We start from the raw sequence: 13,721 nt of genomic DNA, 5'->3' as shown, positions 1-13,721 counted from the left end.
AAATTAATAAATGGGTTTATTTTGTTTTCGACTGTCTGATGTGTTCTTCCATCTCGCTGAAGGAAGGACGTTCAGTCGAGAACAATACCTTACGGCCAAATTCCACTGCCAGCGCCGGAGCATAGCCATTCAGACTAGCCAGCAAAGTCACTTTCACACATTGGAAAATTTTGGAAGATTCATGCAGCTTTTGTTCCAGCAGGCTCGACAAAGGCGTCACGAAACCATAGGAAAGCAAAATACCGAGGAAGGTACCAACCAGCGCGTGCGCGATCAGCATCCCCAGCTCGGCCGGTGGCAGGCCCACCGATTCCATCGTATGTACCACACCCATCACCGCTGCCACGATACCGAATGCCGGCAAGCCATCACCGACTTTAGCCACACAATGCACCGGTACTTCACCTTCGGCATGATGGGTTTCGATTTCGTTATCCATCAGATTTTCGATCTGGAAGGCATCCATATTGCCGGACACCATGAGACGCAGGTAATCAGTCATGAATTCGATGGTGTGGTGATCGGCCAGCACCGTCGGGTACTTGGCGAAAATCGCACTTTCTTCCGGCGACTCGATATCACCTTCGATCGACATCAGACCTTCTTTACGGACCTTGGTCAGAATTTCGAATAAGAGCGTCATCAGTTCCATATACAAACTCTTCGTATATTTGGAACCTTTGAAAACGCTGGGTAAAGCCTTCATCGTCGCCTTGATCGCCTTGCCGTTATTACCGACAAAGAAGGCGCCAACCGCAGCACCACCAATCATGAGCAACTCAAGGGGTTGAAACAAGGCAGCCAAATGACCGCCGGCCAGAGCGAAGCCGCCAAAGACCGATAGGACGACTACTAGATATCCAATGATGACTAACAAGTGCGCTCGCTCCGTTTTTCTTAGGTTTAGACTGCCATTATTGCCCTAACAGTTGCATACGCGCAACCAGGATGACACCGTACCTGTTGTATATAAGGGTGGTATTGACCGCTCAAGCGCTCATATGCATTCAACGGCGTGAATTATTGGAACTTGAGTGATTATCGGAGAGGAATCGCTGAAATAAAGTCCGGAGGCAAGCTTAGATTGGCTCAGATACGCCAGCCGTAAAGCTGGACGCCACTTGCGTCGGGTGCCAGCACGATATCGGGCGGAGCCCCGGGGATGATGAACTCATAACTAAGCAGCAAAGTACCGCTGCGCATTTCTGCCTTCGCCTTGCGCCACAAATCCGGCATCGCGGCTGGCGACAGATAGGCAAACACCACATCGTAATCGGTAAAATTCAGGCGACCGTAATCACCCCGCTCAAAGTGTGCACCACTGGCACCGAAGCGCGCGCGCAAGCTGCTCACCAGCCACGGCAATGGTGCAATTTCAATGCCGACGAAACGACTTTCCGGGCGTCGTCGTGCCAGACTCATCACCAGGCCGCCAAGACCACTGCCGATATCTATAAAGCTGATTTTTTGCTCAGGCGGCAGCAAACCTTCGACCGCCTGCCATGTAGACAGACGTGACGGGTAATACGGAACCTGCGTACGAAACGTACTCCAGTACAGGAATAACAAGATCAGGAAGGCCGCCAGGAAAATAAATGGCGACCACTGCAAGCTCAAGGTCAGCAACAGCACCGGTAAAAACAGCAATTGTATCAGCAACCACCACGGCGCCATGCCGCGCCACCATGACAGCCCGGCAGCGATCACACCTTGCAGGCATGCAGCGACCAGCACATTCATGGACCAGCCGGACAGCGCCGCCAGGCTATAAGCCAGCAGCAAGACTATAAAAAAGGAGGAGATTTGAAACAGGAGGGCTTGCACTGCCGGTATCTGGAATACCGTCCCTGGAGGCGCCGACTTTGCGCCGGAGCGCCCCACTTTCTTCACACAGACACTCTTTCAATAATAAGGCGATCCGTTCAGGCTGCCAGCAGACTGTCTGCCTTGGCACGTTTGGTTTTACCTGCGCGGGATGGCATGTGGCACAAGCCACAGGTGTAATTTGCATTCAAATCGAGGCGATGCACGACGAAGTTGCCGCCACACTCGCTGCAACATGCGGTTGCCAGCATTTTGCTATCGAAGAATCGTACCAGAGTCCAGGCGCGCGTCAATGACAAAACAGGCTCGCCATCAGTACCCAGCTCAACCTGCTCCAGATAAAGCTTGTACGCTTTCATCACAGCCTGAATACCAGAGATTTGTGCGTGTTCGATCAGGTATTTATGGATGCCCATAAACAATGAAGAATGAATATTCGGTTGCCAGGTAATGAACCAGTCAGTCGAAAATGGCAGCATCCCCTTAGGTGGAGATACACCACGCAATTCTTTATACAACTTCAGCAAGCGCTCGCGCGACAGAGTGGTTTCCGATTCCAGCAACTGCAGACGTGCACCCAAATTAATGAGCTCGATTGCAAGCTGAATTTCTTGTGCTTCTGTCACTACACTTTTCTTGGCCATTTTTTTCGCTCGCTTCTGAAGAATTACAACAATACGATCAGCGACTGCTTAATTAAGCGATTTGCTCAACAGCTTGTCCTGCCATCAGGATAGCTGCGTGCGAATGCGCAAGCGAACGATCTTTGTTGTAATTGGTCAGCATGCCGAGGATGGCACCATCATCGAAGCGGAAGCGGGCCAGCATCATATTGGCGCCAGCGAGTTTGAGGATCTGGGCATTGTTCATGCCTTCGATCAGGTCAGCGATCTCATTGCTGATCCCGAGGCGGAAAATTGCGGTCGCCTTATCGGAACGGATCATTTGTTGTGCAAGCATTAAGTAACCCAGATTGGCGTCACGAATTTCAGCAATGATGTCGTTAGTTGTCATGTTATCCCCTGATCTGTGAATTTCCTGGCGGTAATGTGTAGCCAGTGATTGCATTCTGCAGGGGGAAACTAGGGGCTGGAATAGGCAGGCCTCTGTATTTTTATACAGAGAAAACGACAATAAGCCGGTAGGCGTTTGTCTTACAAACGTCGACCAGCATTCAATACGCGCTCACATGAAATGAGGCGGAGAGTGGCTTGTATATTGCATCTGAGCATTCATTCCATATTCAGATGTTGCTTATAAAAAAGCATGTTTTGGGGCAATTTTCAGTAATTCTGGGGGATACAGAATTTTCCAAAAATCGACTCCAGAGACAAAAAAATGAACTTCTTTTGAGGCTCTTGTCTCTTTAACGGCACGTTTTTTCCAAACTTTAGGGTTCAAACAAAATATTTTTAAAATATTTTCAGAGCCCAAAATCAGGAAAGAATCCCTGCTGTCTGAATTTGATAACGGCCGCGAAAACCGGAACTTTAGGGTTTACATGAAAATATTTTGATTTTTTTTCGATTTATTACACTTTGCTTATTGAATTGACAACTCAATAAGCAAATCAGATGCCCTTCTCCTTAGTTGATAAATGATTTGTTATTGTTCAGGCAATCATTTAACGACCATCAGAATGCCACTGGCACGACTAACAAAATCTGGTATTGTTATCTCACCCTCAACCCAAAGGAGACTCTTATGGATTTGGTAGAAAAATTCGATGCCAAAGGAAAGACCGGTGCCGCTTACCACGTTGAGGTTTATCAAACGCCTATCAGTACGCCCGACCCGGACGAACTGCCAGGCTCCAAAACTTATCAATTGGCAGATGGCCGCGCACTCGACCCGCTATCCGATGCAAAATTTAAAATTGTGCAGACCGGGGAAAAAATTTACCGAGTCTGAGTGCGCCAATTACGCACAGACGTCATCTCAGCGCCGGATGGCCACACACTGACCGCTACGGCCAATAAAAAAGCCCGCATCCAGACGATGCGGGCTTTTTTAGATCCAGACCAGGCGAGTCATGCTCGCCGGTCCGTCAGAAGTATTGTTCGACGATCTCACCAAAAGCAGCTTCAGCCGTCATGCCCTTCTTCATCAGATTGGTAATGTCTTGCGAATAGGCGCGTATGCCTTCCGGCAGCTTCTGTACGTTGTTCTTGAAGTATTCGTACTTCTGGATATCGATCAGGTCACCCGGACGCGTTGCCGGCGTGCTGCTGCCTCGTACGCTGCGTACCGCACGCGTGGTGGTGGTCACACGCTTCACACCAACACTGGCTATTGCATTCTCTATCTGCGCCAGCGTCAGCACAGGCGTTGCATTGGCGCCGACGAACTCTTCTTCAGTCGGATGCAGCAAATGATTATTGCTGTCGAATGCCATTTTTTTTTCAAAACTATTGATGACCTGATAGTGAGGCTTTTGTCCCGGCCCATTCAATGCGAACTGCACGCGATCGCCGTAGGACTTCATCTGCGTTACGACATCCTTCAGGTAATCCGCGGTCAGCGTATCTATCTTCCCATCCCAGCGCTTGCTTCTCTTCGTGTTCAAAATACGTATTCCAGTAAAAGTGACTCTATCCAATTCGAGAAAGAAAAAAAGCCCTTGATTTTCATCAAGGGCTTTCAATTCTTTGGCGGAGACGGTGAGATTCGAACTCACGATACAGGTTTAAGCCCATATGCTTCCTTAGCAGGGAAGTGCCTTCGGCCACTCGGCCACGTCTCCACATTACTTCAGCAACGTCGACAGCCCGTTACCAGAAGGTCCAGCATCATAACTTTTCATGCATGTCTGGTCAACCCAAAACTATGCATTTCAGTATGACTTATTTTCTTTTTTAGTTACTTTTTTCCAGATCAAATGTCTTGTGCAAAGCACGAACCGCCAATTCCATATACTTCTCGTCGATCAGGACCGAAATCTTGATTTCCGAAGTAGAGATCATCTGGATGTTAATGCCCTCTTCCGACAAAGTACGGAACATTTGCGATGCAATACCAACATGGCTGCGCATGCCGACACCAACCACGGATACTTTGGATACTTTAGTGTCGCCCTGGATGCTGGCAGCGCCGATGTGTGCTTTCACACTTTCATTCAGCACATCCACAGCCTTGGCGTAATCGCCGCGTGGCACGGTGAAGGTGAAGTCTGTTTTGCCGTCGACGGACTGGTTTTGAATGATCATGTCGACTTCGATATTTGCCGCAGCAATCGGCCCCAGGATCTGATACGCGATGCCTGGACGATCTGGTACGCCCAGTACGGTAATTTTCGCTTCATCGCGATTGAATGCTATACCGGTGATGGCAGCTTGTTCCATGTGTGTATCTTCCTCAAACGAAATCAGGGTGCCGGATTTTGCTTCTTCTTCCAGCGGTATCATAGGATCGGTCAGCGACGACAGCACGCGTGTCGGCATCCGGTAGTTACCAGCAAATTCGACAGAACGAATCTGCAGTACTTTCGAACCCAGCGATGCCATTTCAAGCATCTCTTCAAAGGTAACGGTATTCAGGCGACGCGCTTCCGACACGACACGCGGGTCAGTCGTATAGACGCCGTCAACATCTGTGTAAATCAGGCATTCCTGCGCTTTCAACGCTACTGCAACAGCCACTGCCGAAGTATCGGAACCACCACGACCCAGCGTTGCGATATTGCCGTCATCGTCCACTCCCTGGAAACCAGTGATGATGACGATACGGCCTGCATCCAGATCCTTCTGCACTTTTACATCGTCGATAGACTGGATACGCGCTTTGGTGAAAGCGGAATCCGTCTTAATCGCGACTTGCCAGCCTGCGTACGATACGGCTTCCTTGCCGATAGATTGCAAAGCCATGGCCAGCAAGGCGACAGAAACCTGCTCGCCGGTCGAAGCCAGCATATCCAGTTCGCGTGGATCCGGTTGCGGCATGATTTCTTTGGCCAATCCGATCAAACGATTGGTCTCACCGGACATCGCCGATGGCACCACTACGATTTGATAACCAGCGTCATGCCATTTGGCGACGCGTCTGGCAACATTTTTGATGCGCTCGGTGGAGCCCATCGAAGTGCCGCCGTATTTGTGAACGATTAAAGCCATAGGGATAGTGAACGAGCTCTTAAAAGAAGAGAAAAGCGTGAAAAATCAACCCTCGACTTTACAGCGTGCAGCGCAGAATGACAAGTCCGACAAGGCCGTGCCAGCGCCTTGCCTTATCAAAATCACCAAAAATCCCGGGTCTGCGCGCTTTCTGTTCTTGATACGGCGCTATTTAAGTCTGATCGAACTGCCAACGTAGTTGAATATTGCTGCCGGCCTCGGTGTTGAGTGCGTGACAATCCATGCCGATACCAGCAGCAAACAACAGCCTGCCTGCAAAAACCAGTGGCAGGCGCTCACGCTCCCAGGCAGGGACATCGCACGCCTGGTATTGGTACTTCAAACTTTTGGTCGGGCGATTCCATGCCGGTTTCAAACGTTCGCCGCCGCTGCGCAATTGGATAGACAGTGTTTGCGCACGTAACCAATCGGCAGCGATGCCCTGCTCCGCCGGATCAAAGAACAAAGTGCCGCCGAAACTGGGGAAATGCAGGCTGGCTTCGCCTTGCCAGTTGAACGAACGCGGCGGCTGCAGCAACAGGTCCGGATCGAATTTAGGCGTGATGTAGACACGGTCACGGTGGCGCCGGATATGACAGTCTGCATGCGTGACGCATAACTGCGCATCGTGTTTTGCTTCCAGCAATTGCGTGCGCATTTCATTCAGCCAGGCAGTTGACGGCATGCGCACACCGCGCAAACCAAACCAGTAACGCAGCATATTGTCGATGCGGTCTGCGCTGAACAGCTTCAGCTTGCTCACATCCACGCACTTGCCATCCAAGCATTGCTGCAAATCTTCAGCGGCCAGTTCTATCAATAAACGTTGTGCTGATTGTGCGTGCTGTGCGGTGCGCGCAAAGCGTTGCTGGAAACCTGGAAAATGCTCTTCCAGTTTAGGCATGACCTGATGACGCAAGGAATTACGCGCATAGCGCGGATCAAGATTGGATTCATCTTCGACAAACTGGATCGCGTGCGCGCTAACGTAGGCCTGCAAATCCTCACGTGTCACCTGTAACAACGGACGCCCCATCAGCAAGCTCGCATCACCGAGCAGATCCGCTGCATGATTCGCGCTATCCATGCCTGACAGCCCAGCCACACCGGAGCCACGCAAGAGTTGCAGCAACACGGTTTCTGCCTGGTCATCCAGATGATGCGCAGTCAATAGCAGCGGCACGCCATGCGCACGGCACATATCGCCCAATGCCGCGTAGCGGCTTTGCCGCGCCGCTTCCTCTACACCGCTCTTTTCCTTATTGACGATCTGTACCTGACGCGCATCGAAAGTCACACCCAGTGCGGCACACTGCGCGCGGCAATGCTCCAGCCAGTCATCGGCGTTTGCACTTAAGCCATGATGTACATGGAAGGCATAGACTTCCAGCTGTTGCGCTTGTCCGTATGCATGCAGTAAATTCAGCAAGGCCGCTGAATCAAGGCCACCACTGTAAGCCAGCGCGATTTTAGCGACACCGGAGCCGGAAAGAGAAACGCGCGTCCGGATCTCCCCTAACGCGCGTTCAAACCCAGCTTGCATAGACGCAGTTTCTTTATTCGTCACGCATCATTCCGGTGTATTGAGCTCTTTGAATTTACCGTAGCTCATGAGTTTCTCATGACGTGCTGCCAGCAGGTCCTTGGTTTTCATGCCCTGGAACTGACGCACGGTATCGGCCAGCGCACGTTTGACCAATGCAGCCATTTGCTTAGGATCGCGATGTGCGCCACCCAGCGGCTCATTGATGATCTTGTCGATCAGGCCCATGGCTTTCAGGCGATGCGCGGTCAGACCGAGTGCTTCTGCAGCATCAGATGCGCGCTCTGCAGATTTCCACAGAATCGAAGCACAACCTTCCGGCGAGATCACCGAGTAGGTCGAGTACTGCAACATTAATACTGCATCACCGACTGCAATTGCCAGCGCGCCGCCTGAACCGCCTTCACCAATAATGGTTGCAATCAGCGGCACTTTCAATTCGGCCATAACGTACAGATTGTGGCCAATCGCTTCTGACTGTCCGCGCTCTTCCGCGTCGATACCAGGGAATGCACCCGGGGTGTCGACAAATGTGAACACCGGCAAACCGAACTTCTCAGCCAGCTTCATCAGGCGCATCGCCTTGCGATAGCCTTCCGGCTTCGGCATACCGAAGTTACGCATGCTGCGTTCTTTGGTGTCACGACCTTTTTGATGACCGATGACCATGCAAGGCATGCCATTGAAACGTGCCAGGCCGCCGACGATGGACAAATCGTCCGCGTAGCTGCGGTCGCCGTGCAATTCGTGGAAGTCAGTGAAGATTTCATTCACATAGTCCATGGTGTATGGACGTTGCGGATGACGTGCGATTTGCGACACTTGCCATGGCGTGAGCTTGGCGTAGATATCTTTAGTCAGTTGCTGGCTCTTCTTCGACAGACGATCGATCTCTTCCGAGATATCAACTGCAGAGTCATCTTGTACAAAGCGCAGCTCTTCGATCTTGGAATCGAGTTCTGCTATCGGCTGTTCAAAGCCGAGGAAAGTCGTTTTACTCATCGTGCACCTTTATGATTCAACACGTGGTGGATTTCGTATCTACCTAGTTTGCTGCTTCTACCGGATCCAGGCTACGCCACAGATACCAGGTCGCAACAGTACGGTAAGGCTCCCAGTTGGCGGCTACTTCCCGCGCATCGCTGCGCGAAACCGGCTCGCCAGAAAAATAATTACGGCTAATACCCGCCAGCAAACCAAGGTCGTCCAGCGGCAAAATATTTGGTCGGAGCAGATTAAATATCAAAAACATCTCCGCTGTCCAGCGTCCGATGCCGCGAATTTGAATTAACTCTGCGATAACTTCTTCATCTTCCATCTCGGCCCACTTGTCACAATTGACACGTTTTGCCTTGAAATGGTCGGCCAGATCGAAAATATACTCTGCTTTGCGCTTGGATAAGCCACAAGTTGCCAGCTTGTCACCAGCCTTGATCACCTGTGCCGGCGTGCATTTTGGGCAGACTTCGAGGAAGCGCTGCCAGACCGAGTCGGCAGCTTTGGTCGAAATTTGTTGTCCGATGATGGAACGTGCCAATGTGGAAAATGCCTCACCGCGACCGACCAGATGCAAATCGCCAAATTGCGGGATGAGCTTGCGCAGGATACGGTCGCGCTTCATCAGCTCGGCCTTGGCCTCCTCCCAGTAGACTGGCAGGATACGGGTTTCCGCAGTGGCGATCGTTTTCCCCATCAGCTCAAGCCCTTCGCCATTCAGTCAGGCCACCCGGTTTATCTTCCAGGATGATACCTTTCTCCAGCAGCTCGGCACGGATGCGGTCAGCTTCGGCAAAGTTCTTCGCCTTCTTGGCGTTAACACGCGCATTGATTTGCTCGACGACAAATGTTTCCATCCCGCCATCTTCCCCGTTAGCTAGTCCGGCATGCAGGAATTGCTGGGCCGGGCGCTGCAAGAGACCGACTATACCAGCGAGTCCAACCAGTTGGCGCGCCAAAGCGGGCGATTTTGTTTTATTAATTTCGTTTGCAAGCTCAAACAATACGGCCACTGCCAGCGGTGTATTGAAATCGTCGTTCATCGCATCGGCAAAGCGCACGGCATGTGCTTCCGCCATGTCCAGCGGTGCATCATCCGGCGCCACATCCTTGAGTGCGGTATACATACGTGTCAAGGCGTTGCGTGCATCATCCAGATGCGCATCGGAATAATTCAGTTGGCTGCGGTAATGCGCGCGCAAGATGAAGAAGCGCACGACTTCGGAATCGTATTTCGCCAGTACTTCACGAATAGTGAAGAAATTACCCAGCGACTTCGACATTTTTTCATTGTCGACACGCACGAAACCATTGTGCATCCAGTAGTTGACGAAGGTATGCTGGCTCGCACCTTCGGACTGTGCAATTTCATTTTCGTGATGCGGGAACTGCAGATCGGCACCGCCGCCGTGTATATCGAATTGCTCACCCAGCAACTCGCACGCCATGGCCGAGCATTCAATATGCCAGCCCGGGCGACCACTGCCCCATTTCGATGCCCACTTCACTTCTTCCGGCTCGGATTCTTTTGATGATTTCCACAAGACGAAATCCAGCGGATCACGTTTACCGGTGTTGACGTCCACACGCTCACCCGCGCGCAGATCATCCAGCGACTTGCCGGACAACTTGCCATACCCGGGGAAATCGCGCACGGAATAATTCACGTCGCCATCGGATGATTTATAAGCCAGGCCATTACGTTCCAGCGCTTCGATCAGACCCAGCATTTGCGGCACGAAATTGGTCGCACGCGGTTCGTGATCCGGTTTTTGTACGCCCAGCGCAGCGGCATCCTCATCCATCGCATCGATAAAGCGTTGTGTCAGGGCAGAAATGGACTCGCCATTTTCGGCGGCACGCCTGATGATCTTGTCGTCTATATCGGTGATGTTGCGCACATAAGTAACTTCATAGTCAGAAGCCCGCAACCAGCGCTGCACCAGATCGAATACCACCATAACGCGCGCATGTCCGATGTGACAGTAGTCGTATACGGTCATGCCGCATACGTACATCCGGACTTTGCCCGGTTCAATAGGAGTAAACGGCTGCTTATCACGCGCCAGCGTATTGTAGATCTTCAGGGCACTCATGAATGGTTGTCTGTTTCGGCTAAGATTTGTCACAAGGCTAGCTGCGCATCGCCATTTACGCGCATCAGCAACTCCGGGGCGCAGCTGCGGCAACGCTGCCAAAACACTTAGTGATGCTTCTTTTTTGATAAAATGCTCGTTTCGCGGCATGTTAGGCAGCACGAATTTGTAGCAGTATAGCATTGATAAAAAGCGCAACCGCCGACCAAGTTGCTTATCTGCACTGGTTCTGGCGCAAGATTGCATTTTATCTTTGCCTTTCCCGCCGCACTGAAACCTGCACAAAATTAGAGACGGCTCCGTACCGAAGCGCAAGCGGGACGGCATAATATGACAGCGCGAGTGATCCTGCAAGCTGAGGGCTATTGAATATTTATCCTTTAGCTTCATCTGTACCAGGAACCAGCTCTAGCTTACAGAACTACCCACCTTCATTTAAATGAAAGAAGCCCGCATGAAATTTTCTCGTCGCCACGCCCTGGCCATGGTTGCCGCCGTATCAATGTCAGGCATGCTGCAATTTGCGCAAGCTGCCGATGCACCACAGGTATTACTGAAAACGAATATGGGCGAGATCGTGCTGGAACTGAACCAGGACAAAGCACCTAAATCCGTAGAGAATTTTGTGCAGTATGTAAAAAGCGGCCAATACAACGGCACCATTTTCCACCGCGTGATCGATGGCTTTATGATCCAGGGCGGCGGCTTCGATAAAGACATGAAAGAGAAAGCGACACGCGCGCCTATCCAGAACGAAGCGTCGAACGGCCTGAAGAATGACATCTACACCATCGCGATGGCACGCACCAGCTCGCCGCACTCCGCTACTGCACAGTTCTTTATCAACACCGCAAATAACAGTATGCTGAACTATCCTAGCCGTGACGGCTGGGGCTATGCAGTCTTCGGCAAAGTCATCAAAGGCACCGAAGTCGTCGATAAGATCAAGAACGTCAGCACCGGCAATCGTGGCGGCCATCAAAATGTACCAACCACACCAGTCATCATAGAATCAGCTACCGTCATCAATTAATCATCAACACTGATTTTTAGTCTTTTTCATCCCCCTACATTTATCAAGGAATAAATATGGCAGTTCTGCTCACCACCAATCACGGCAACATCACTATCGAACTCGACGCAGAAAAAGCGCCAAAAACGGTAGAGAACTTCCTCGCCTACGTGAACTCTGGTCACTATGCCGGCACCATCTTCCATCGCGTCATTGATGGCTTCATGATTCAGGGTGGCGGCTTCGAACCTGGCATGAAACAAAAGCCGACCAATGAACCAGTCGAAAACGAAGCCAAGAACGGCTTGAAAAACGATATGTACACACTGGCAATGGCACGTACTTCGGCACCACACTCGGCTTCCGCTCAGTTCTTCATCAACGTCAACAACAACAGCTTCCTCGACTATCCAGGTCAGGACGGCTGGGGCTACTGCGTATTCGGCAAAGTCACCGACGGTACCGATGTCGTTGAAAAAATCCGCGCAGTCAAAACCACACGCAGCGGCATGTTCGCAGACGTACCGGTAGACGACGTAGTCATCGAAAAAGCAGAAGTAATCTAAGCGCCCGACATTTACTTACTTAGCTATCTCGATGCACGATATGAGCTCTTCCCTATCCTCTGCTTCGACGAATCAAGCGCAGCCAGCAATGGCTGCGCTTTTTGTTTCCGATTTGCATTTGCAGGCAGCCATGCCTCGCACCACGCAGGCTTTTTTTAATTTCCTGCAACAACACGCAGTACACACGCGACAACTTTATCTGCTCGGCGATATCTTCGAAGCCTGGGCCGGTGATGACGACCTGGACGATCCCTACTATCAGCAAGTCGTCCATGCACTGAAACGAGTCAGTACAAGCGGCGTAGAAATCTTCTGGATGGCCGGCAATCGCGACTTCCTGGTCGGAACCAGGTTTGCAGAGGCAACCGGTATACGCTTGCTGCCCGATCCCTATGTCTCCACGATCGCCAACCGTTTGCTGGTGCTGACACATGGCGACGCCTATTGCACCGACGATGCCGCATACATGCAATTCCGTGCGCAAGTACGCCAGCCCGAATGGCAACAAAACTTCCTGGCTCAGCCTCTGGCGCAACGCAAAGCCATCATCGAAAACTTGCGCGCCGGCAGCCGTGCCGCCCAACGTGACAAGTCTTACGACATCATGGATGTAAATCAGGAAGCGATTGCAGGTTTATTCCGTCTCAGTGGCAGTGCCACCATGATCCATGGTCATACTCATCGCCCGGCAAAACACGATTATCAAATCGATGGTGCAGCACGCATACGCTATGTATTGTCAGACTGGGATTTGGATCACGCTCCGGCGGAGCGCGGTGACTGGCTGGCACTGGATACGGCAAGCAATATCCACCGTTACACCTTGAATGGAAGCGAAGTCGGCAACTAGGCACCGACTTGGCTAATACTTATTCGAACTGCTGTTTGAATTGCTGGAACTGCGCTTTCAAAGCTTCGACTTCGTCGCGCAGGCCAGCCACTTCTGCTTCCAGCTGACCGATGCGGTCATGGCGGCTTACACCACCGCTTGCAGCTGCAGGCAACTCACCCGACTCAGGAAATACCTCTCCCGATAATAAGGGCGCATAACGCGTTTCCTTGGTACCAGGCGCGCGCGGCAAGCGTGCGACCAGCGGCGGATATTTGTCGATCAGGAATTGCAATGCTGCTTCCACATCAGCAATCGTAGCGAACTCATGCAAACGGCCTGAGCGCGTACGTATCTCACCAGCAGTCTGGATACCACGCAACATCAAGACCGTCAGCACGGCCAGCTTATCCTGCTCCAGCGTCCACTTCATGCGCAGTCTGTGCTCATACTTGCTCACGCGTGCGCCCGCCTGATTCACCTCGGAGACAAATTTGTCTGCGATCAAATCCTGCAGGATACGCTGCACATCAGCTTCGGTCAGCGCCATCACCGGATCACGACTGGTCAGCTGGTTACAGCCATTGGTGAGTGCATTGATAGACATCGGATAGGCATCCGGCGTCAGCGCTTCTTTTTCGGCTAATACTGCCAGCACACGCAGTGCACCCGCATCGAATACGACCTGTCCGTCACCCTGCGCATCGGCAGCAGGAATATTGCTTACTTCATCTGTCATGGCTTTA

At 51.6% G+C, this 13,721-nt stretch carries 15 protein-coding genes and 1 tRNA gene; 4 read left to right on the top strand and 12 right to left on the bottom strand.

Going from position 1 to position 13,721, the window contains the following annotated elements; translation table 11 throughout:
* Window positions 1-16: 16 nt before the first annotated feature.
* The 4 genes from motA to flhD form a co-directional block, all read right to left on the bottom strand.
* Window positions 17-877 carry a flagellar motor stator protein MotA gene (gene motA / locus DBR37_RS07770; protein WP_124573866.1) on the bottom strand — a complete coding sequence of 287 codons (861 nt, stop codon included), beginning with the start codon at window positions 875-877 and terminating at the stop codon, window positions 17-19.
* 212 nt (window positions 878-1,089) lie between these two features.
* Window positions 1,090-1,890: a trans-aconitate 2-methyltransferase gene (locus DBR37_RS07765; RefSeq protein ID WP_124573865.1), complete on the bottom strand. Its 801-nt coding sequence runs from the start codon at window positions 1,888-1,890 to the stop codon at window positions 1,090-1,092.
* A 32-nt stretch (window positions 1,891-1,922) separates the two neighbouring features.
* Entirely contained in the window at window positions 1,923-2,468 is a 546-nt protein-coding gene (flhC, locus tag DBR37_RS07760) for a flagellar transcriptional regulator FlhC (protein WP_124573864.1), read from the bottom strand.
* 52 nt (window positions 2,469-2,520) lie between these two features.
* Window positions 2,521-2,838 carry a flagellar transcriptional regulator FlhD gene (gene flhD / locus DBR37_RS07755; protein WP_012079955.1) on the bottom strand — a complete coding sequence of 106 codons (318 nt, stop codon included), beginning with the start codon at window positions 2,836-2,838 and terminating at the stop codon, window positions 2,521-2,523.
* Between the two features lie 690 nt (window positions 2,839-3,528).
* On the opposite strand from flhD, the gene DBR37_RS07750 reads away from it, so the two are divergent.
* A complete protein-coding gene (locus DBR37_RS07750) occupies window positions 3,529-3,735 on the top strand; it encodes a hypothetical protein (protein ID WP_124573863.1) in 207 nt (68 codons plus the stop codon).
* A 136-nt stretch (window positions 3,736-3,871) separates the two neighbouring features.
* Here the strand turns inward: DBR37_RS07750 and DBR37_RS07745 are convergent, their stop codons facing one another.
* The 7 genes from DBR37_RS07745 to cysS all read right to left on the bottom strand — a co-directional run bounded on the left by DBR37_RS07745 (window position 3,872) and on the right by cysS (window position 10,568).
* Window positions 3,872-4,390, bottom strand: coding sequence for a hypothetical protein (locus DBR37_RS07745; RefSeq protein ID WP_233588307.1), 519 nt, complete (start codon window positions 4,388-4,390; stop codon window positions 3,872-3,874).
* An 83-nt stretch (window positions 4,391-4,473) separates the two neighbouring features.
* Window positions 4,474-4,567, bottom strand: a tRNA-Ser gene (locus DBR37_RS07740).
* Between the two features lie 112 nt (window positions 4,568-4,679).
* Window positions 4,680-5,933, bottom strand: a complete 1,254-nt coding sequence (locus tag DBR37_RS07735; RefSeq protein ID WP_124573861.1) for an aspartate kinase — start codon at window positions 5,931-5,933, stop codon at window positions 4,680-4,682.
* A gap of 172 nt (window positions 5,934-6,105) precedes the next feature.
* Window positions 6,106-7,476, bottom strand: a complete 1,371-nt coding sequence (gene tilS / locus DBR37_RS07730; RefSeq protein ID WP_124574197.1) for a tRNA lysidine(34) synthetase TilS — start codon at window positions 7,474-7,476, stop codon at window positions 6,106-6,108.
* Between the two features lie 27 nt (window positions 7,477-7,503).
* The gene (locus DBR37_RS07725) at window positions 7,504-8,478 is read right to left on the bottom strand and encodes an acetyl-CoA carboxylase carboxyltransferase subunit alpha (protein ID WP_012079959.1); all 975 of its coding nucleotides are present in this window, start codon (window positions 8,476-8,478) and stop codon (window positions 7,504-7,506) included.
* A gap of 43 nt (window positions 8,479-8,521) precedes the next feature.
* Window positions 8,522-9,169, bottom strand: coding sequence for a DNA-3-methyladenine glycosylase (locus tag DBR37_RS07720; RefSeq protein ID WP_124573860.1), 648 nt, complete (start codon window positions 9,167-9,169; stop codon window positions 8,522-8,524).
* A 4-nt stretch (window positions 9,170-9,173) separates the two neighbouring features.
* The gene (cysS, locus tag DBR37_RS07715) at window positions 9,174-10,568 is read right to left on the bottom strand and encodes a cysteine--tRNA ligase (protein WP_124573859.1); all 1,395 of its coding nucleotides are present in this window, start codon (window positions 10,566-10,568) and stop codon (window positions 9,174-9,176) included.
* A gap of 454 nt (window positions 10,569-11,022) precedes the next feature.
* Between cysS and DBR37_RS07710 the strand changes: the two genes are divergently transcribed.
* From DBR37_RS07710 to DBR37_RS07700, 3 genes are all read left to right on the top strand, one after another.
* A complete protein-coding gene (locus DBR37_RS07710) occupies window positions 11,023-11,601 on the top strand; it encodes a peptidylprolyl isomerase (RefSeq protein WP_124573858.1) in 579 nt (192 codons plus the stop codon).
* A gap of 56 nt (window positions 11,602-11,657) precedes the next feature.
* Window positions 11,658-12,146: a peptidylprolyl isomerase gene (locus DBR37_RS07705; protein WP_124573857.1), complete on the top strand. Its 489-nt coding sequence runs from the start codon at window positions 11,658-11,660 to the stop codon at window positions 12,144-12,146.
* Window positions 12,147-12,234: 88 nt separating this feature from the next.
* Complete coding sequence (locus DBR37_RS07700; RefSeq protein ID WP_233588305.1) at window positions 12,235-12,996, top strand: UDP-2,3-diacylglucosamine diphosphatase; 762 nt, start codon at window positions 12,235-12,237, stop codon at window positions 12,994-12,996.
* A 19-nt stretch (window positions 12,997-13,015) separates the two neighbouring features.
* Here the strand turns inward: DBR37_RS07700 and DBR37_RS07695 are convergent, their stop codons facing one another.
* Window positions 13,016-13,714 (bottom strand): YceH family protein, encoded by a 699-nt coding sequence (locus tag DBR37_RS07695; RefSeq protein WP_124573855.1) that lies wholly within the window; start codon window positions 13,712-13,714, stop codon window positions 13,016-13,018.
* Between the last annotated feature and the right edge of the window lie 7 nt (window positions 13,715-13,721).

The organism is Herminiimonas sp. KBW02, from assembly GCF_003852535.1.
Classification (GTDB): domain Bacteria; phylum Pseudomonadota; class Gammaproteobacteria; order Burkholderiales; family Burkholderiaceae_D; genus Oxalicibacterium.
This window is presented reverse-complemented; position numbering and strand designations above follow the sequence as displayed.